The sequence below is a fragment of the Treponema succinifaciens DSM 2489 genome, from assembly GCF_000195275.1.
GTDB lineage: Bacteria > Spirochaetota > Spirochaetia > Treponematales > Treponemataceae > Treponema_D > Treponema_D succinifaciens.
This window is the reverse complement of record NC_015385.1, coordinates 963,412-983,083: the sequence shown is the minus strand read 5'-3', so window position 1 is coordinate 983,083 and position 19,672 is coordinate 963,412. Positions and strand designations below refer to the sequence as shown.

Here is a 19,672-nt window from a genome sequence, read left to right as displayed (position 1 = left end):
TCAGACTATTGGAACGTTGTTCCAATAAAAAAGGACTAAAAGCAGCACCACCTGCAAATAGTCCTTAAAAAATTATTTATAACTCTGAACGAGTCACAAAAAAGTTAATACCTTACAATAAAAGTTTAAGGAATTTGTGTCAAGGAGTCATTCAGGGCAAACGCATGTAAAAATTTTTTGTTTTAAATCTCTAAACTACTATTTAAAAAATGCACAAAATGGTAAAATTCCCCTTGGGTGGAATTATGCTTTTAAGAGAAAGTCTGGAAGAAATAGACGATTTTAGAGTAAAAAGGTGCAGGAAGTTTGAACTGGCTGATATTTTCCTGCTGGTTTTGTTCGGGCTGCTAAGCGGCATCAAGGACATTGAGCACATAGCTGAATGGGCGGAGGAAGCGGAAGAGTCCATCAAGGGGCTGGTGAAGTTTGAGTTCGGTCCGCCAAGTGCCGACACAATTCTCCGGGTTTTCAGAAATGTGAACGCAGATAAAATCGAGAAAGTTTTTATAAAGTGGGCTCATGGAATTTACGAGAAAGTAAAAATTGAACCGGACAGAACAATTGTTGCCATCGACGGAAAGACGATGTGCGGCTCAAACAAGGTCACGGGAGCAAAGGGAATTCACATTGTAAGTGCATGGGCAGATGAACTGTCCCTCATTCTTGGGCAGGTAAAGACAGATGAAAAGTCAAATGAAATCACTGCAATTCCTGAGCTTCTGGAACTGATTGATATAAGGGGAATGATAATCACAATCGATGCAATGGGCTGCCAGAAAAAAATCTGCGAGAAAATTAAGGAAAAAAAAGCAGACTATGTTCTTTCTTTGAAAGGAAATCAAAGCACGACACACGAAGCCGTAAAAGACTTTTTCTCTATGGATGAAAAGGAGCTTGCAAAATACGGAGTTATAAAAAGCGAAAAGGAATGTAATCCTGACCATGGACGAATTGAAAACAGGCAGTATTACCTGTGCACGAACCTGTCGTGGCTGGAGAATAAAGATGAGTGGCCGGGACTTAAGGCTGTTGCCATGGCACGGGAAGAACGGACTGTAAATGGAAAAACTTCCACAGACATCAGGTTTTTTCTAACTTCACTTGATAACATTGAACTTGTGAAAAAATCAATTCGACTACACTGGGGAATTGAAAACCGCCTTCACTGGTGTCTTGATATGACTTTCAATGAGGACTACAAAAGGCACCGAAAGGATCATAGTCCGGAAAACATGACAGTTATGCGCCGGCTTGCATTAAATATCTTACGCCAAGCAGAAAAACCGGAGAATAAAAAACAGGACAGTTTAAGCAAGCGCACGATCTGGTTTCGGGAAAACCGCCAGTTCCGCCAAACGGTTTTAAGGCTCCTTTAAAATTTCACACTTTCTGTAATTTTATCAGAAAGTGTTTTTACATGCGTTTGCCCTGATTCGTATTTAGGTTATTCTATTCATAAAAAAAGCATTGTGATATAATTTTGAAAATATGGATAAAATTTTATTTGTTGCAAATATTTCAAAAACAGCTAGTGATATTTTCAATTCACTTTCAAAAAATTATGAAATCATAATGCAAGATTTTAATAAAATAGTGCTTCCTGGCAGAGCTGCCGAAATGCAGCCAGACTTAATCGCAGTATATTCAAATGAACTTTCACATGAGGATGTACAAGCTTATCAAAAGATAGTTACAGATGAAAAGTCAAAGAACTTCCCGATTATTTTCATTGGAAACAAATTTGACTATAAAGACTACATAATGCCTTGGGGCGGAAGCATAATAGGAATCATTATAACGCCAACTCCAATGTCAAATATTATTGAAAAAATTTCAATTGCACTTGAATCAATGCATACAAAAAGAGGCGACAAAATTAAATTAAAAAAGCCAGAGCAAAAAACTGACAGCCGAAAGCATATTCTTATCGTTGATGATGACCCAGTTATGCTCAGAGCTTTAATCAGCATACTAAAAGAATCCTACAAAACAACAGTTGCAAAATCTGGAACATCTGCAATTTCTTTGCTCGGAACACAAAAACCAGACTTGATTCTTCTTGACTACATGATGCCAGTTTGCGATGGAATCCAGACACTTCAAATGATTCGCTCTGAAGAAAAAACAAAAGACATTCCTGTTTTTTTTCTTACAGGTGTGAGCGATACAGAAAGTGTAAAAAGCGCAATGAGTCTGAAGCCGGAAGGATATATTCTAAAGTCTATGCAGCCGAAAGAAATCTTAAAAAGAATAGATGACTTTTTTGAAAAAAATGAAACAAACTGAAAATATAAAGTTCAAGACAGCAGAAAAATCTGATTATAAAATTCAAAATCAAGCAGAACGAGAAGAACTTTCTTTTCTTGCCGCCTTAAACAACAGCTCCATATTGGACAAAGTCGCACCAATCGTTGCAATTCTTGAAGCAGCAATATTATTATTCAGCAATATAGTAAAAAATCCAGACTTTATGAAATGGCAAAGTCTATACAACATACTTTATATTTTGTTAGTATGCGCTTCTGTCGCAGTATATATTTTTAATCGCCCATGTAGAAACAATCTTCACACAAGGCAACGCAGAGTTATTTTGCTTTCCCATTTGTATGTTGCATTTATAATCGCATGGAATGTAGTTATGCTTATTACAGATTTTCATACGACAAGTCAACTTGACTTTGCACTTTATTTTACAAGCAGCCTTGTTTCAGTAATCATATTCAATCTGATACCAGTTATTATAATTCCTCTTGTTACAGCAGCAACAGCAGTAATTGTAATAGAAATTCTTTTTGTACAAAAACTAGATCCAAGTATATTCTATAAACCAAATCTCTATCTTTTTGTAGTGCTAGGCTATTTTTGTGTAATCGTAAGGCAAATGAATTTAATACTGCGGGCAAAGCATAAGGCTTAGGGAAGCAAGGGCAGAAGCAGAAAGCGCAAATCAGGCAAAATCAACATTTCTTGCCACGATGAGCCATGAAATAAGAACACCGATGAATGCGATTCTAGGTTTTTCAGAAATTGCACTGAAAGATTCATCTCCGATTACAGCAACTTATCTCGAGAAAATAAACCGCGCTGCGCATACGCTTCTAACTATTATAAATGACATCCTTGACTTTTCTAAAATAGAATCAGGAAAACTCGAAATTGTTCCTGCAGACTACAATCTTGATACATTAATAAGCGATGTTGAATCAATTATAAAAGTCAGACTTGCATCAAAATCAGTCGCACTTTCTATAGATGTCAGCAACAATGTTCCGCGCAATCTTTTTGGAGACGATATAAGAATAAAACAGGTGCTTTTAAATCTTGCAGGAAATGCGGCAAAATTTTCAGAAGAAGGCGAAATCAAAATAACTGTAAAACTGCATGAACCCTTAAAATCAAAAGAAAGCTTTTTGGAAAATCAAAAAATTATCCTTGATTTTTCCGTAAAAGACACAGGAATTGGAATAAAAAAAGAAAACTTAGAAAAACTTTTCACTTCATTTCAGCAAGTTGATTTGCAGCACAACAGAAAAAAAGAAGGCAGCGGACTTGGACTTGCAATTTCAAAGCAGCTTGTTTCCCTTATGGGCGGAACATTCGGTGTAGACAGTGAATATGGAAAAGGAAGCAATTTTTACTTTTCAATTCCACAAACTATTGGAAAATCAAAAGAAAATAAAAAAACAGAATCAATCTCTTTCATAGCTCCAAATGCAAAAATTCTCGTTGTCGATGACAATGAAGTTAATCTTCTCGTGGCACAAGGCTATCTTGCAAAATATAAATGCAAAGTTGAAACATGCATGAATGGAGAGGAAGCTGTAAAAAAAACTGAGCAAGAAAAATTCGACATTATTTTTATGGATCACATGATGCCGATTATGGATGGAGAAGAAGCCACAAAAATAATTCGTGGCGAAGAAAAGAAAAAGGGAATACAAAACTGCATAGTTGCGCTTACAGCAAATACAACAGACGGTGCGCGTGAAAATTTTCTTGCTTGCGGATTCGATGATTTTCTTCCAAAACCAATTGAAGCACAAAAGCTTGACCACATAATGAGGACAAGGCTTCTACGTTCTAAATGCATTTTTGAAAATGCTAAAACTGAATCAGAAAAAAGAGAACTTTCAGAGCCAGTAAATGAAGCTATTCTAAAAACCTTTTTGCATCAAATTCCACAAAAAGCAAAACTGATTCGTAAATACCAACAAGAAGCAGAAGAAGGAAACGAGCAGTCATTAAAACTTTTCAAAATAGAAGTCCATGCGTTAAAAAGCTCAGCAAAAATTTGCGGTTTCCACGAACTGAGTTTTCTTACAGAGAAACTTGAAAAATCAGCAGCTGAAAAAAATATTGATTTTATAAAGGACAAAACGCCAGAACTTATTGAAAAGTGTATTATGTCTGAAATAGAACTGAATACGCGGTTCAACAAGCATATTGAAAATGAAGAAGAACTTCCAGTAGTTTCAAAAGACGAGCTTTCACACATAGTGATGAAAATAAAAGAATTCGCAGAAGAATGTGACCTTGCATCAATTGAAGACGAAATAAATATTCTTTCAAATATAAAACTTCCAGAAAGTTTAAAATTAAAATTCGAAAACTTAAAAGAGGCCGTTGAAGAAATTGATTTTGAAACTATAAAAAATATTGTAAGCTAAGTAACAAAAAAAATTATCTTGGTGTATTGGCTTCCTCATATTCAACAACAATCTTTCCATCAATCTCTTCAATTTTATTTATGAAATATTTATCGTAATTTGTAGCCATTCTTTCTTTGCCGCTTATAACCATCATTCCATAATCTGCAATAAGCCAATGGTCATAATCAGTCCAATTTGAAAATTCTTTTGTCATATTGAAATTATACATATTTAACAAAGTAAATCAACATATCAAATGGAAATACAAGCGTTTCTTATATCCGTGCGCCAAAATATCCGTCATCTGAACCGATTAATGAATGCCTAAAGAAAAAAACAAGACGATAAAAACTGCAAAAAAAAAGCTGTCTTTTAAGAAGTTTTGACAACTTAAAAAACAGCCTCATGAAAGCATGTATAAGATAAAAGCCGGCCGCTACCTACTTTCCCGCCATGGGCAGTATCATCGGCGCAGGGGAGCTTGGCTTCCGTGTTCGGGATGGGAACGGGCATGTCCTCCCCGCCATGGCGGCCGGCGTATAGACAAAGGAAAACGGACGCGGTGTCCAGAGGAAACGGTAATATGGCCAAGCCTCACGGCCTATTAGTACCGCTCGGCTGTGCGCGTCGCCGCGCCTGCACCTGCGGCCTATCGACCCGGTATTCTCCCGGGGGCCTTCAGGGGGATCACGTCCCTAGGGACGCCTAGTCTCGTGGCGGGCTTCCCGCTTAGATGCTTTCAGCGGTTATCCCTTCCAGACTTAGCTACCCGGCGCCTACCCTTGGCAGGATAACCGGCACGCCAGAGGTCTGTCCGCCTCGGTCCTCTCGTACTAAAGGCAGCCCCACTCAGGCGTCCAACGCCCGCAACAGATAGGGACCGAACTGTCTCGCGACGTTCTGAACCCAGCTCACGTACCGCTTTGATTGGCGAACAGCCAAACCCTTGGGACCTGCTCCAGCCCCAGGATGCGATGAGCCGACATCGAGGTGCCAAACTTTCCCGTCGATGTGAACTCTTGGGGAAAATCAGCCTGTTATCCCCGGAGTACCTTTTGTCCGTTAAGTGACGGCCCTTCCACTCGGAACCGCCAGATCACTAAGACCTGCTTTCGCACCTGCCCGGCATGTCTGCCTCGCAGTCAAGCCCCCTTGTGCCTTTACACTCGCGCTCCGATTCCCAACCGGAGTGAGGGGACCTTCGCGCGCCTCCGTTACTGTTTGGGAGGCGACCGCCCCAGTCAAACCGCCCGCCTAGCCCTGTCCCCGCCCCCGCTCAAGGGGCCGGGTTAGAAACCCCATCCGGCAGGGCTGGTATTTCACCGGCGCCTCCGCGCAGCCTGACGGCCACGCCTCGCAGGCTCCCAGCTATCCTACACATGCCGAATAGGGTCCCAGCGCTAAGCTGCGGTGAAGGTTCACGGGGTCTTTCCGTCTAATTGCGGGTATCCGGCTTCTTTACCGGAACATAAATTTCACCGAGTCTCGCGTTGAGACAGCGCCCAGAATCGTTACACCATTCATGCGGGTCGGAACTTACCCGACAAGGAATTTCGCTACCTTAGGACCGTTATAGTTACGGCCGCCGTTTACCGGGGCTTCGGTTCGCAGCTTCGCCTTGCGGCTGACCGCTCCCCTTAACCTTCCGGCACCGGGCAGGTGTCACCACCTATACGTCCCATCGCTGGTTCGCAGATGGCTGTGTTTTTGATAAACAGTCGCCTGGGCCTGCTTTCTGCCGCTCATTATCATCTCTAACATGAGCCGCACTTCTCCCGAAGTTACGTGCGCATTTTGCCGAGTTCCTTAACGCGAGGTCGCTCGTGCGCCTCGGATTTCTCATCCTGCCCACCTGTGTCGGTTTGCGGTACGGTTCCCCCATGCCTGGCCTTAGACAGTATTTCCCGGCACCATGGCTGCGCCAGCTTCGCTTCGACTTTCTCTCCGCTCGCTCACGGCTCGGCTCGGGCGGTGGATTTGCCTGCCGCCCTCGACGCCTCGCCGCTCCGGCCGGAACTACCGTTCTCCGGCCTGGCCTCGCCTCATGCGTCCTGCCCTCGAAACATGGGGAAGCATCGGACTATGGACCGTATTTCCCATCGGCTACGGTCTTTCGCCCTCGCCTTAGGGGCCGGCTTACCCAGGGCAGATTGCCTTTACCCTGGAAACCTCGGGCTTCCGGCGGACGGGGATCGCACCCGTCTTTTCGTTACTTATGCCTGCATTCTCTCTTCCGCCTCCTCCAGCGCCCCTCGCGGGCGCGCCTTCATGGGTCAGCGGAATGCTCCCCTACCAGTCGCGCCATAAGGCGCGAATCCGCGGCTTCGGCGCCATGCTTAGCCCCGCTACATTGTCTGCGCGCGGATGCTCGACCAGTGAGCTGTTACGCACTCTTTCAAGGAATGGCTGCTTCTGAGCCAACCTCCTGGCTGTCTGCGCATCCGCACCTCATTTCACACTCAGCATGGCTTTGGGGCCTTGGCCGGCGGTCCGGGCTGTTTCCCTCTCGACTACGGACCTTGTCGCTCGCAGTCTCACTCCCGCGCGACAGGCGCCGGCATTCGCAGTTTGGTCGGAACCGGTAGGATTTGACTCCCCCTCTCCCGTCCAGAGCTCTACCTCCGGCGTCCCTGCGCGAGGCTGTCCCTAAAGGCATTTCGGGGAGAGCCAGCTATCTCCATGTTTGTTTAGCCTTTCACTCCTTACCACAGGTCATCGCTACCTTTTTTAACAGATTACCGTGCGGGCCTCCACAGGGTCTCACCCCTGCTTCACCCTGCCCATGGTAAGATCACATTGGCTTCGGGTCCGCGACGCGCGACTTTCTCCGCCCTGTTCGGACTCGGTTTCCCTCCGGCTCCGGGACTGCAATCCCTTGGCCTCGCCGCGCACCGCGACTCGCAGGCTTATTCTACAAAAGACACGCCGCAAGCTCCTGTGCCCGCGGCATCTTGGCGGTCCATGGTTTCAGGTTCTCTTTCACTCCCCTCGCCGGGGTTCTTTTCGCCTTTCCCTCACGGTACTTCTTCGCTATCGGTGGCCGCAGAGTATTCAGCCTTGGATCGTGGTCGACCCGGATTCAGGCAGGGTTCCTCGTGCCCCGCCCTACTCAGGCACCGCATCACGGAGGCGGGGCGCGTTGCGCGTACGGGGCTGTCACCCTCTCCGGCGGAGCTCTCCGGCTCCTTCCGCTGCGCGTCCCGATTCGTTCCCCTCCGCGGGTCATCCCCATGCGGCCCTACAACCCCGCTCTAGGCGGTTTGGGCTCCTCCCCTTCCGCTCGCCACTACTCAGGGAATCTCTGTTGATTTCTTCTCCCGCGTTACTTAGATGGTTCACTTCACGCGGTGTGGCTCCGCCGGGCTATTTCATTCGCCCGCGCGGTGCGCGCCTCCCGGCGCGCGGGTTGCCCCATTCGGCTACCCCGGGATCACAGGATGTGTGCTCCTCCCCCGGGCTTTTCGCAGCTTGCCGCGGCCTTCATCGCCTTGCGGCCCCAAGGCATCCGCCATGGACCTGTTCTCGCTTGGCCATATTGCCTCTTCCTCTTTCTTACCTTCTCGTCTCGTCTTCCTTCCCTATCAGTTTCAAACAGCTTTCTTCGTTACTGGAGATTAGGGGACTTGAACCCCTGACCCTCGGCTTGCAAAGCCGATGCTCTAGCCAACTGAGCTAAATCCCCAGGCACAAGGAACAGACAGCAGAAGCGTCAAGAAGAAACGCCCTTCTTGCGGCGCACACTTGCCGCTCCCCTTCTCTTAGAAAGGAGGTGATCCAGCCGCACCTTCCGGTACGACTACCTTGTTACGACTTCACCCCCCTCGCCGGGCATACCTTCGAGAGCGGCCCCCTTTCGGTTGGCCTGCCCGCTTCGGGCATCCCCGACTCGGATGGTGTGACGGGCGGTGTGTACAAGGCCCGGGAACGTATTCACCGCGCCGTGCTGATGCGCGATTACTAGCGATTCCAGCTTCACGGAGTCGGGTTTCAGACTCCGATCCGGACTACGGCAGGTTTTCTGCGTTTCGCTCCGCCTCGCGGCCTCGCTTCACTCTGTGCCTGCCATTGTAGCACGTGTGTAGCCCTGGACATAAGGGCCATGATGACTTGACGTCGTCCCCGCCTTCCTCCGGCTTGTCGCCGGCAGTTCCGCCAGAGTGCCCATCTCTACATGCTGGCAACTGGCGGCAGGGGTTGCGCTCGTTGCGGGACTTAACCCAACACCTCACGGCACGAGCTGACGACAGCCATGCAGCACCTGTTCACAGGCGCATTGCTGCGCTTGCCTGTCTCCAGGCAATCCCTGTGTATGTCAAGCCCAGGTAAGGTTCCTCGCGTACCATCGAATTAAACCACATGCTCCACCGCTTGTGCGGGCCCCCGTCAATTCCTTTGAGTTTCACCCTTGCGGGCATACTCCCCAGGCGGCACACTTAACGCGTTCGCTTCGGCACCCGGGCTCATGCCCGGACACCCAGTGTGCATCGTTTACTGCGCGGACTACCAGGGTATCTAATCCTGTTCGCTCCCCGCGCCTTCGCGCCTCAGCGTCAGCCGTCCGCTCGCAGCCTGCCTTCGCCATCGGTGTTCTTCCAGATATCTACAGATTTCACCCCTACACCTGGAATTCCGGCTGCGCCACAGCGGCTCAAGCCCAGCAGTTCCCAGCGCGGTTCCGGGGTTGGGCCCCGGGATTTCACGCCAGGCTTGCAGGGCCGCCTACACGCCCTTTACGCCCAATGATTCCGAACAACGCTCGCGCCTTACGTGTTACCGCGGCTGCTGGCACGTAATTAGCCGGCGCTTATTCGCGCGCTACAGTCACCGGGAAGGCATTCCCTCCTCCCCTTATTCCTCGCGCGCAAAAGGGCTTTACAACCTTCCGGCCTTCCTCGCCCACGCGGCGTCGCTCCGTCAGGGTTCCCCCCATTGCGGAATATTCTTAGCTGCTGCCTCCCGTAGGAGTCTGGGCCGTATCTCAGTCCCAATGCGCCCGTCCGCCCTCTGAGGCCGGGTACCCGTCGTAGCCTAGGTGGTCCCTTGCACCGCCTACCAGCTGATGGGCCGCGGGCCGCTCCTCCGGCGCCCCCGTGGGGGCTTTCCACGCACGGCTCCAGCCCGTGCGTTCGCATCCGGCATTACCCTGCATTTCTGCAGGCTATTCCCGTCCGGAGGGCGCGTCGCCCACGTGTTACTCGCCAGTCCGCCGCTCTCACCACGCGCAAGCGCGTGAATCCCGCCCGACTTGCATGCTTAAGACGCGCCGCCAGCGTTCGTTCTGAGCCAGGATCGAACTCTCCATGCCTATTTCCTCGGCCCCCGAGGGGACCGGAGATCTCCATAAACACGCAGAGCCTCAAAAGGCCCTCTCATCTTCTCGAATCTGACCGCCTATAACACACACCGACAAAACTGCTCTCCTACAAGCGTTTCTTGCTTTTGCTGTCCATCCCTGATAAATGCCTTTCAAAAAGCTTGCGGCTTGCCGCCGCAGGTGGACATTAATATACCGCATATCACACGGATGTGTCAACACCTTGAAACCGCTTTTTTTTATATTTTTTTTGTTTTTTTATAGAGATTACTTATAGGTATAATAATCATTTGCACCTTTTTTTCCATATCCTGGTTCAGAATTATAAACTGTGTGGTAAAAAAACAAACGTACCGTTTCGCCGCCTTGATTTATCAAAAAAATATACATTGAAATTATATCTTCCATTTTTATCATAGGAAAAGTCTCGATTGTCAAAAAATCTCAAATTCGCATCAGAAAAATCAAAAGAAACAGAATCATCTGCAAATTCGCCTTTATACTCTCCCTGCCAGCCCCATCTTCCATCAAAAACTTCACAAATAACATCACCCAGACAATCTGGATTTTTGACTGAAATTTTATCAAAGCTAAGAATTCCGTTTTCATATTTTTTTTCAATATAAGGATTGCTTAATATTTTTATTTCACCAAGCAAATTTTCAGCCTTAGCCACAATTTCAACAACAGATGAATACCCAAGGCGCACAGATTCTTTTCCAGTTTCATTATGATTAAGATTCGCATAGAAACTGTATATTTTTCCTTCATCAACAAAAGGAAAATAAACAAGTCTGTTATTGCCACTTAAATCAATCCAAGCTGTTGTCTTCCAATATTCATCATTTTCCGATTTATACATAATATCCGCGCCATTACATCCGTCCGGCAAATTTGAAAACATAAGCTGAATTCCATTTCCGCTTGGCGAGTTGTATACTGAAAGGCAATTTATTCCTGTTTTTTCTTCATTACTACCATTTTCAGAATTTACCAAGTCAGACAATTTTTCATCATCAAGAGCACCATCAGCCTTGCATCCACAGAACATAGACAACGTGATAAACACACAAATTGAAATTCTTAAAAACTTCTTCATAACAATTCCTCCAAGAATTAATAGCAATGCCGCTCAACAAAGAGCAATCTCTATCTTACCCGGGATTCATCAAGAGCTTTTGTAAAATTTTAATGTTTTACATTTACGCATCTATTAAATAAAATAAGTGTATGTTGAATTTTTACGGAATAATCATTGCGTTTGCATCATTTTTTGTAATTGGAATTTTTCATCCGATTGTTATAAAAGGCGAATATTATTTTTCTGAAAAAATCTGTCCGGTTTTTCTTACGGCAGGAATTTTATTTTGCGCAGTTTCTATTTTTACAAGCGGAATTGTTTCGGTTTTGTGCGCACTTATAGGAGGCGCGTGTCTTTGGAGCATAAGGGAACTTAAAGAGCAGAGAAAACGAGTTCAAAAAGAACGGTTCCCACAGAATAAAAAAAGAAGTCAAAATGCTTCTGCACAAGGAAAAATTTCAGAAGCGATAATAATCAGACCGATTCAGAAAAAAGACAACGGGCAGCTGTCTTCTATAATCCGCGCAATATTTGAAGAGTTCGGAGCACCAAAAGAAAATTCCGTTTATTCAGACAAGGCAACAGATTTTCTTTTTGAAACATTCAGCGAAAATAAAAAATCAGAATATTTTGTTGCGGAACAGAACGGAAAAATTCTTGGCGGCTGCGGATATTTTCCAACTGAAGGACTTCCGGCGGATTGCGCTGAAATTGTAAAATTTTACCTTTGCCCGGATTCACGCGGAATGAAAATCAGAACAAAGCTTTTCAGCCTTGCCGAAGAATGCGCAAGACTTGCAGGCTACAAAAAACTTTACATTGAATCGTTCCCGCAGTTTTCAAGCGCAGTTTCAATGTACAAGAAAAACGGCTTTACAGAACTTTCTTCACGGCTTGGAAATTCTGGACATACCGCGACAGCAATTCACTTGATAAAAGAAATTTAAAATCACCTGCATACCATATATGCAATTGTAAGAGCATCCTTTGCGATATTTTTTACGATTGCATATTCGTTTGGCTGATGCGCAAGTTCATCCATAGTTGACCAGACAACAGCGTCAATTCCGGCATTTCGAAGTCCAGAAGCAACTGTTCCGCCTCCAATGCCAACAAAGCGAGGTTCAACTCCGTGGACATTTTTTATAGCTTCAAAAAGTTCTTTTGCAACATGGGATTCTACAGATGTTGCTTTTGACTGTTCCGCCTGAAGCTCTTCAACTTGAATTTTTACGCCGTAACTTTCTTCAGTCTCCCGAATAACTTTATTCACTTCAGCGCGTACTTGGTCAAGTGAATACTGCGGAAGAATACGACAGTCTGCACAGAAAACATCATCGCCCGGAATTATATTCACGCCGGAAACATTCTGGTACTGCATCGTCGGCTCAAAAGTTGAACGCGAAGGCTCAAACATTTTGTCATGCGCATTAAAAAGTTTTTCAAGTTCATGAACCTTTAAAGCAAGATAGCTTGAAGCAAGTTTTGCATTGCAGCCTTGATCAGGACGAGAACCATGCGCCTGTTTTCCGATTATATGGAACTTGAGCCAAAGAATACTTTTTTCCGCAACTTCGATTGTCTGTCCTAAAGGATCTCCGCCGTCTGGAATAAGAATTCTATCATCTGCTCCAAAAATATTCTTGTGGTTTTCTATAAGAAAATTCATTCCATACTTTGAGCCGACTTCCTCATCAGCCATAAACAGAAGCTTGAGAGTATGAGCAGGAACAATATTTTGCCTTACAAAACTCAACGCCGCAAGAACTCCGCTGCAAAGCCCCTGCTGATTGTCCTCAACTCCTCTGCCAAATATTTTTCCGTCTTTTTCAACAGCCTGCCACGGATTTGTATTCCACATAGAAAGCTCGCCAACAGGAACAACATCAAGATGCGCGCAAACCCAAATGCAAAAATCATTTTTCTCACCCGGAATTTCAGCGACTAAATTCGGACGGAATCCAGCAGGAACTCTTGAGTCTGGAGCATCATAATGCTTAAGATTTTTTATTCCGTTTGACAAAAGCCACTTCTCAAGCGCCGCGCATTTTTTTTCTTCGCCCTCACCGCCGTTTTCAGGAGCAAGAGCAGGAATAGAAGTCAAAAGTTTTTCAAGCTCCACCATGCTGCAAGTGTTATTTTCTATGTAATTTTTTATCTTTTCAAAATCAACATTCATTTTTGTGTCCTAGAATATTTTTGGAAAATTATAAAACAAAAAAGCCGCCTGTTTCAACAGACGGCTTTTTGAAAAACTAATTTTCACTGTAGTACTTTAAGTAAGCATCATAAGTTGACTTTATCAAAGTATCAACATCACTATATTTTGGCTCCCATCCAAGCACTTCTTTTGCAAGTTTAGAAGAAGCTGTAAGTTGAGCCGGATCTCCCGCGCGTCTGCCAACATATTCAGCAGGAATTTCTTTTCCCGTTATGCGGCGAGTAGCTTCAAGCATTTCTGTAACAGTAATTCCCTTTCCTGTTCCAAGGTTGAGCGTAAGGCTCTTTTTGTTCTTTGCAATGTATTCCAAAGCAAGAACGTGAGCAGAAGCCAAATCCGTTACATGAATATAATCACGGATGCAAGTTCCGTCGCGTGTATCATAGTCGCTTCCAAAAACTTTAAGCTTGCCGCGCTTTCCGCAGGCAACTTCCATCATCACAGGAAGAAGGTTTGCAGGATTTCTTTCAAGTCCGTAAATAACGCCTTCAGGATCATATCCTGCCGCATTAAAATATCTAAGAGCAGCAAATTTCAGATTCTTAAGCTTATCGTACCAGCCCATGAACTCTTCAATTTTAAGCTTTGTAAATCCGTAGTAATTTTCAGGATTCTTAGGATGATTTTCATCAATAGGAAGATACTGAGGCTCGCCAAAAGTCGCTGCGCTTGAAGAGAAAACCATGTTAAGGCAGTTGTGCGCAACAGCAGCATTCAAAATATTCAAAGTTCCGTTTATGTTGTTTATTGAATATTTTTCCGGAAAAATCATAGACTCGCCGGCAGCCTTAAACGCAGCAAGATGAATAAAAGCATCAAATCCGCGTGCAAATGCTTTGTCCAAATCTTCCGGATGAAGAATATCGCCTGCAATAAATTCATTCTTCTTAAAAAGATTCTGGATAAGTCCGCTTGAAAGATTGTCAAAAACCGTAACTTCATGATTTTTCGCCATGAGTTCTTTTACAACGTGGCTTCCGATATATCCAGCGCCACCAATAACTAAAACTTTCATTCGCTCCTCCGCCTTGGATTAAACTGAGAATATAATAATCCAATAAATGTAATTTTTCAATTTATATAAAAAAAAATGCGCAACAAATTGCACAAAGTTTTCATCACGAAAACGCCTCAAGTTTTTCCGCAGCGCAAAGCCACTGAGCATTAAGCTCTTCAAGCTCCGAAGCGATTTTTGAAATTTGAGCCTGAACAGATTTTGCAGTTTCGCCATTTGAATAAACTTCTGGCAAAGAAAGCTGATTTTCAAGTTCGGATTTTTTTTCTTCCGACTCAAGAATCATGGCTTCAAGTTTGTCTGCCTCCTTTTGAATTTTTCTTTTTTCGGACTCGCGCTTTTTCTGTTCTTCCCACGAAAGTTTTGATTCAGTTTTTTGCTCTGATCTTTTTGCTTCGGGGACTGAATTTTTTTCGCCTTCCGCAGACTGCTCTTCTTCTATGCGCTGCATATAATATTTGTAGTCGCCGACAAATTCTCTGAAAACACCGGGATGAAGCTCCAGAACTTTTGTAGAAAGCTCTTCAATGAATCCGCGGTCATGGCTTACAAAAACAACTGTTCCTCCAAAACTTTTCAAAGCCTCAAGCAGGACATCTTTTGAATGCATATCAAGATGGTTCGTAGGCTCATCAAGAACAAGAAGATTCACAGGACGAAGCAAAAGCTCAAGCAATGCAATGCGGGATTTTTCTCCTCCAGAAAGCACATTGATGCTTTTAAAAACATCGTCACCACGGAACAAAAACGCGCCAAGCATATCACGGAGTTTCGGAACAAGTTCAAGAGGCGCATTGTTTTCCAGACGCTCAAGAATTGTTTCGCTGCCATTTATTTTTTCCGCGCTGTCTTGACTAAAATATCCGACTGAAACTCCAGCTCCAAGTTTTACAGTTCCTGAAAAATCATGGTCGATTCCTGCAATGATTCTAAGCAAGGTTGATTTTCCGGCTCCATTTCTTCCTGCGACAACAAGACGCTCGCCGTTTTCCACAACAAGATTCAGATCTTTTATTATATCAGGTCCGCCGTAGTTTTTGCAGATATTTTCCAGTGTAAGAACAAGCCGGCCGGAATGAGGAGCTTCTGGAAAACTAAAATGAATTTTTTTAAGGTTCTCTGGGATTTCAATTTTGTTTTCAAGGATTTTATCAAGCATCTTCTGACGCTCTTGAGCTTGAGCCGCCTTTGTCGCCTTGTAGCCGAAACGTTTTATAAATTCTTCAAGATGCTGAATTTCCTGCTGCTGCTGTTCATAAGAAGCAATCAGAGATTCAAGTTCAACTTTACGAACTTCCTCATAATGTGAAAAATTTCCAGGGTAACGTTTTAATGTTCCATTAAAAAGCTCGTAGACTTCATTTATTGTATGATCCAAAAAATAGCGGTCATGGCTTACAAGCAAAAATCCGCCTTTAAAATCCGCAAGAAATTTTTCAAGCCAGTTACGCGCTTCAATGTCAAGATAATTTGTAGGTTCGTCAAGAAGAAGAATGTCAGGACCACACATAAGGGCTTTTGCAAGCGCAATACGCATCTGCCATCCGCCGGAAAATTCTTCAGTGCGCTTTGTAAAATCAGAGCGCTCGAAGCCAAGACCAAGCAAAATTTGTTCAGCAAGAACTTCACGCCGATACCAGCCGCTGTTTTCAAGTTCCGCCAAAAGTTCTGAATGCTCAAGTGCAATCTTGTCAGAGTTTTCAGGATTTGACTTTAAAAGCTCGCCAAGAGTATCTGCCTTCTTTTGAATTTCGTAGCCCCAGTCAAACGCCTTGTCTGCTTCTTCCTTCAAAGTGCAGCCTGAATGAACAAGCCCGCTCTGTGGAAGATATGCAATGCGCGCATCCTTTTGAGCAATCCGTTCTCCAGAATCAGGTTCTGAAATGCCAGCCATTATCTTTATCAAAGTCGATTTTCCTGCTCCATTTGCGCCGGTAAGAGCAGCCTTTGTTCCTGCCTGCAAATTCACAGAAACATTCTTTAAAATATCTCTGTCGCCAAATGCAAGCGAAACTTTTGAAAACTGAATAAACGCCATAAAAAACCTATTTTTATAAGCCAGTTCAAAGCAGAAAAAATTTTTTGAATTCTGAAACTAGCTCAGTAATTTTTATTTTTGAAAAAACAAAACCATAGAATTCGCAGGAAGAGAAACTGAAGAATATTTTCTTCCAAAACTATCGTCGTATTTTTCAATTATATTCGCATAAGCAAGCCTAAGTCCGTTGACTTCTTTTTTATAAAGGAAGTTGACTTCACGGCTGGCATTTTCAAAATGGAATGTAACAACTCCGTCCCAAGAAGATTTTAAAGTTCCGTCAAGAAAATATTTCATTTCAACAATTCCAAAGCCTTTTGAACCTGAAGGAATTACAGACGGAACAAGCTTAGAAAATCCGCTCCACCTGAAAATATTCCCATCGTTAAAAGAAAGTGTTCCGTAGTTTCCGCTCTTGAAATCCGGTCCAAGAGTTTGGATAGATTTGTAAAGTCCCTGCCGTCTGTTTTTTTCTGCAGAAACTATTTCTTCGATTTTTATATTTTCATCAAGCGAAACAAAATTGTAAGTCTTTGGTTTTCCGCCTTCATCTATATATTTTACAATTATGAATTTCGAATTCCGCGGAACAATTTCAACAGGAGCGTCTTTTGCCTTGTAGTCTCCGTTGTCTGATTTTTCAAATTCAGAATACGGAAAACTTACATTTAAATTCGGAAGGCTGATTTTTGTAGTGCCAGAAACATAGCCTGAATCAAAACCGTAGACTGGAACAATGTAATCCAAGTCAATCTGCTTTTTAGAAATCATGCCTCGGTAATATTCAGGATACCAGACAGTTGAAAGAATTCTTTCAAGAGTTTCATCGGCTTTTTGAGCTTCAACAACTTCCGATCCAATTCCGTAAGTTCCATCCAAGTTCATTTCAAAGAGCCTAAGATTGTAGCTAAAGCACCAGCCTTCAGTTCCGTTGTCAGTAAGAACATGAAGCCATTCACCAGAAAGAGGAACTCCGCCGTTTGTAGGAGAAACGCCTTTTTCTTTATAAAGCGTGCGAACAACTTCATTTTTGCGCAGACGGTAAACCTGCTTTGAAGTGTTCATTTTTTCTGCGCGGATTGGAAGTCCGTCCAAAATGCAAAAAGCATATTTTCCTTTATATTCAGAATACTTTTGCGCACGTTTCAATGCCTTTGATTTTGATTCTGGAACTGAAAGTTTCCATAGAGGAACTTCAATTTTTTCTTTTGTTTCAGGAAGTCCGATTACATAAACTTTGGAAATATTTGACTTTAAATAAACAGGAACAACTGTTCCGTCTGGAATTTCTTTTTCGCCGACATTCCATAAAAGAACCCCATAGCCAATAACTCCAGAGCATGAAGAAAAAGTCAGCATGAACAATGAAAATGCAAAAAGAAAGATTCTATTTTTCATGGCGGATATTTTACAGGATTTTATCATAAAGTTCTACAAAGGAAGCAAAATTGAATTTTTATAATTTTTGATATAATATGAAAACATGAAAGACGAAACAATTCCATTAAGAAAAGACATCCCTGCGGAATACAAATGGGATCTTACACAACTTTATAAAACAGACGAAGAATGGGAAGCGGATCTAAAAAAGATTCCTTCGCTTGTAAAAAATTTTTCATCATTCAAAGGAAGGCTGTCGGAAAGCAGCAGCATTTTTCTTGAAGCTTTAAAAGCAGACGAAGCTCTTGACCGTCAAATTGAAAAAGTCTATCACTACGCAAGTCTTAACAATGAGGCTGACCAAGGAGACAGTGCCGCACAGGAAAAATACAGCCGCGTAATGATGGCATACACAGCAGCCTGCTCTGAAACAAGTTTTTTTACACCGGAACTTCTTGCAATTCCAGATGAAAAAATAAATTCCTGGATAGAGCATCCGGAATTTAAAGACTATAAAATCTACATTCAAAAAGCACTTCATGCCAAGCCGCACATTTTAAGCGAAAAAGAAGAACGCATAATGGCCCTTCAGTCTGAATCCGGACAGACAGCATCAAATGTATTTTCACTTTTAAATGATGTTGACATGAACTTTGGAACTGTAGAGGTTGAAGGAAAACAGCTTCCGCTCACACATAGCACTTGGAGCGACTTTGAAGAAAATCAGGACAGAAAAATCCGCAAGGAAGCTTATGAAAAATTCTACGGAGCATTTGAAAGCCACGCAAACACACTTGCAGCTTTATATTCAGGATCTGTAAAAAACGACATTTTTCATGCACGGGCGCGCGGCTACAATTCATCTTTGGAAGCAGCTCTTTACGGCGACAAAGTTCCAGTAAGCGTTTACAAAAATCTTATAGAAACAGTTCACAAGAATCTCGACACTCTGCATCGGTATTACAAAATCCGCAAAAAAGTTCTTGGAGTTGAAGAACTCCGGCACTATGACGTTTACGTTCCATTGGTAAAATCTATAAAGTCAAAAATTTCTTATGACGAGTCTGTTGAAATTGTAAGAAACGCGCTTGCAGTTTTGGGAAGCGAATACACAGACACACTTTGTGGCGGATTAAAAGGCGGCTGGGTTGACAGATTCGAAAACAAAGGAAAAAATTCTGGAGCATTTTCAAGCGGATGCTACGAAGGATATCCTTACATTCTTTTAAATTACAAAGACACTTCATTGCGAGACGTTTACACAATGGCGCATGAAGGCGGTCATTCAATGCATTCATGGTACAGCGTCCGCAACAACCCATTTATGTCTTATGAATACACAATTTTTGAAGCCGAAGTCGCATCCACATTCAATGAAGAGCTTGTGTTCGAGTATCTTCTTAAAAATGCAAAAGACCATGAAATGAAAAAATATCTTTTGTCTATGCGCGCGAACGATATTCTTGCAACTTTGCACCGTCAGACAATGTTTGCGGAGTTTGAGTTGAAATGCCACGAAGCTGTAGAAAACAACGAACCTTTAAGCACAGAAGCAATCCGTAGTATTTATAGAAAACTTTTAGAGCAGTACTTCGGACCTGCAATGAAATTTGAAAAATCCAGCGACATGGAAGGACTTCGCATTCCGCATTTCTATAACGCATTCTATGTCTATAAATATTCAACAGGAATTTCCGCTGCTCTTGCACTCGCAAAAAGAGTTGTCAACGGAGGAAAGCAAGAACATGAGGACTACTTTAAATTCTTAAAGTCCGGCGGCTCAAGATACCCAATCGAAAGCCTAAAAGTCGCAGGTGTAAACATGGAAAGTACAGAACCAGTTCAAGCGGCTCTTGACACATTCAAAGATCTTGTTGACCAGCTAGAAGAAGAACTTCTATAAAAAAAACGCGGCATAGAAAAAAAAGCAAAAATAAGCGATCCCGACACAAAGCATCGGGGTCGCTTATTATC

At 43.6% G+C, this 19,672-nt stretch carries 12 protein-coding genes, 1 tRNA gene and 3 rRNA genes; 6 read left to right on the top strand and 10 right to left on the bottom strand.

Translation table 11 applies throughout. From position 1 onward, the window contains the following. Positions 1 to 218 precede the first annotated feature (218 nt). The 4 genes from TRESU_RS04655 to TRESU_RS14160 all read left to right on the top strand — a co-directional run bounded on the left by TRESU_RS04655 (position 219) and on the right by TRESU_RS14160 (position 4,667). Positions 219 to 1,376, top strand: a complete 1,158-nt coding sequence (locus TRESU_RS04655) for an ISAs1 family transposase (RefSeq protein ID WP_245535656.1) — start codon at positions 219 to 221, stop codon at positions 1,374 to 1,376. 112 nt (positions 1,377 to 1,488) lie between these two features. After that, positions 1,489 to 2,286 carry a response regulator gene (locus tag TRESU_RS14165; RefSeq protein WP_013701136.1) on the top strand — a complete coding sequence of 266 codons (798 nt, stop codon included), beginning with the start codon at positions 1,489 to 1,491 and terminating at the stop codon, positions 2,284 to 2,286. Continuing rightward, positions 2,255 to 2,917: a hypothetical protein gene (locus tag TRESU_RS04645; protein ID WP_041611978.1), complete on the top strand. Its 663-nt coding sequence runs from the start codon at positions 2,255 to 2,257 to the stop codon at positions 2,915 to 2,917. Before TRESU_RS14165 ends, TRESU_RS04645 begins: the two co-directional genes overlap by 32 nt. After that, positions 2,907 to 4,667, top strand: coding sequence for an ATP-binding protein (locus tag TRESU_RS14160; RefSeq protein WP_281054712.1), 1,761 nt, complete (start codon positions 2,907 to 2,909; stop codon positions 4,665 to 4,667). The genes TRESU_RS04645 and TRESU_RS14160 overlap by 11 nt, the downstream gene beginning before the upstream one ends. A 13-nt stretch (positions 4,668 to 4,680) precedes the next feature. Here TRESU_RS14160 and TRESU_RS04635 read toward each other — a convergent pair whose 3' ends face one another. From TRESU_RS04635 to TRESU_RS04610, 6 genes are all read right to left on the bottom strand, one after another. Continuing rightward, positions 4,681 to 4,863 (bottom strand): hypothetical protein, encoded by a 183-nt coding sequence (locus TRESU_RS04635; RefSeq protein WP_041611977.1) that lies wholly within the window; start codon positions 4,861 to 4,863, stop codon positions 4,681 to 4,683. 213 nt (positions 4,864 to 5,076) lie between these two features. Then, a 5S ribosomal RNA gene (gene rrf, locus TRESU_RS04630) occupies positions 5,077 to 5,186 on the bottom strand. Positions 5,187 to 5,232: 46 nt separating this feature from the next. Beyond that, positions 5,233 to 8,181 (bottom strand): 23S ribosomal RNA (locus tag TRESU_RS04625). Positions 8,182 to 8,257: 76 nt separating this feature from the next. Continuing rightward, a tRNA-Ala gene (locus TRESU_RS04620) sits at positions 8,258 to 8,331 on the bottom strand. A gap of 80 nt (positions 8,332 to 8,411) precedes the next feature. Then, positions 8,412 to 9,954: ribosomal RNA gene (locus tag TRESU_RS04615) — 16S ribosomal RNA — on the bottom strand. Together the 16S, 23S and 5S rRNA genes with 1 tRNA gene alongside form the textbook arrangement of a ribosomal RNA operon. Before the next feature lie 331 nt (positions 9,955 to 10,285). Then, the gene (locus TRESU_RS04610; protein WP_013701132.1) at positions 10,286 to 11,062 is read right to left on the bottom strand and encodes a hypothetical protein; all 777 of its coding nucleotides are present in this window, start codon (positions 11,060 to 11,062) and stop codon (positions 10,286 to 10,288) included. 131 nt (positions 11,063 to 11,193) lie between these two features. Here TRESU_RS04610 and TRESU_RS04605 point away from each other — a divergent pair, with 131 nt between their 5' ends. After that, positions 11,194 to 11,991 carry a DUF4491 family protein gene (locus tag TRESU_RS04605; RefSeq protein WP_013701131.1) on the top strand — a complete coding sequence of 266 codons (798 nt, stop codon included), beginning with the start codon at positions 11,194 to 11,196 and terminating at the stop codon, positions 11,989 to 11,991. A 2-nt stretch (positions 11,992 to 11,993) separates the two neighbouring features. Here TRESU_RS04605 and TRESU_RS04600 read toward each other — a convergent pair whose 3' ends face one another. From TRESU_RS04600 to TRESU_RS04585, 4 genes are all read right to left on the bottom strand, one after another. After that, positions 11,994 to 13,223, bottom strand: a complete 1,230-nt coding sequence (locus TRESU_RS04600) for a M20 family metallo-hydrolase (protein ID WP_013701130.1) — start codon at positions 13,221 to 13,223, stop codon at positions 11,994 to 11,996. A 76-nt stretch (positions 13,224 to 13,299) separates the two neighbouring features. Continuing rightward, complete coding sequence (gene galE, locus TRESU_RS04595) at positions 13,300 to 14,280, bottom strand: UDP-glucose 4-epimerase GalE (RefSeq protein ID WP_013701129.1); 981 nt, start codon at positions 14,278 to 14,280, stop codon at positions 13,300 to 13,302. Positions 14,281 to 14,383: 103 nt separating this feature from the next. Next, positions 14,384 to 16,318, bottom strand: a complete 1,935-nt coding sequence (gene abc-f, locus TRESU_RS04590) for a ribosomal protection-like ABC-F family protein (RefSeq protein WP_013701128.1) — start codon at positions 16,316 to 16,318, stop codon at positions 14,384 to 14,386. A gap of 72 nt (positions 16,319 to 16,390) precedes the next feature. Next, positions 16,391 to 17,716 (bottom strand): SH3 domain-containing protein, encoded by a 1,326-nt coding sequence (locus TRESU_RS04585; protein ID WP_169309744.1) that lies wholly within the window; start codon positions 17,714 to 17,716, stop codon positions 16,391 to 16,393. A gap of 85 nt (positions 17,717 to 17,801) precedes the next feature. Between TRESU_RS04585 and pepF the strand changes: the two genes are divergently transcribed. Then, entirely contained in the window at positions 17,802 to 19,601 is a 1,800-nt protein-coding gene (gene pepF, locus TRESU_RS04580) for an oligoendopeptidase F (protein ID WP_013701126.1), read from the top strand. Positions 19,602 to 19,672 lie beyond the last annotated feature (71 nt).

What these genes read in the sequence shown, in the direction of transcription:
- pepF (WP_013701126.1), top strand. Translation starts at nt 17,802, where the DNA reads ATGAAAGACGAAACAATTCCATTAAGAAAAGACATCCCTGCGGAATAC.
- TRESU_RS04585 (WP_169309744.1), bottom strand. Translation starts at nt 17,716, where the DNA reads ATGAAAAATAGAATCTTTCTTTTTGCATTTTCATTGTTCATGCTGACT.
- TRESU_RS04600 (WP_013701130.1), bottom strand. Translation starts at nt 13,223, where the DNA reads ATGAATGTTGATTTTGAAAAGATAAAAAATTACATAGAAAATAACACT.
- TRESU_RS04635 (WP_041611977.1), bottom strand. Translation starts at nt 4,863, where the DNA reads ATGACAAAAGAATTTTCAAATTGGACTGATTATGACCATTGGCTTATT.
- TRESU_RS04655 (WP_245535656.1), top strand. Translation starts at nt 219, where the DNA reads ATGGTAAAATTCCCCTTGGGTGGAATTATGCTTTTAAGAGAAAGTCTG.
- TRESU_RS04605 (WP_013701131.1), top strand. Translation starts at nt 11,194, where the DNA reads ATGTTGAATTTTTACGGAATAATCATTGCGTTTGCATCATTTTTTGTA.
- TRESU_RS04610 (WP_013701132.1), bottom strand. Translation starts at nt 11,062, where the DNA reads ATGAAGAAGTTTTTAAGAATTTCAATTTGTGTGTTTATCACGTTGTCT.
- abc-f (WP_013701128.1), bottom strand. Translation starts at nt 16,318, where the DNA reads ATGGCGTTTATTCAGTTTTCAAAAGTTTCGCTTGCATTTGGCGACAGA.
- TRESU_RS04645 (WP_041611978.1), top strand. Translation starts at nt 2,255, where the DNA reads ATGACTTTTTTGAAAAAAATGAAACAAACTGAAAATATAAAGTTCAAG.
- TRESU_RS14165 (WP_013701136.1), top strand. Translation starts at nt 1,489, where the DNA reads ATGGATAAAATTTTATTTGTTGCAAATATTTCAAAAACAGCTAGTGAT.
- galE (WP_013701129.1), bottom strand. Translation starts at nt 14,280, where the DNA reads ATGAAAGTTTTAGTTATTGGTGGCGCTGGATATATCGGAAGCCACGTT.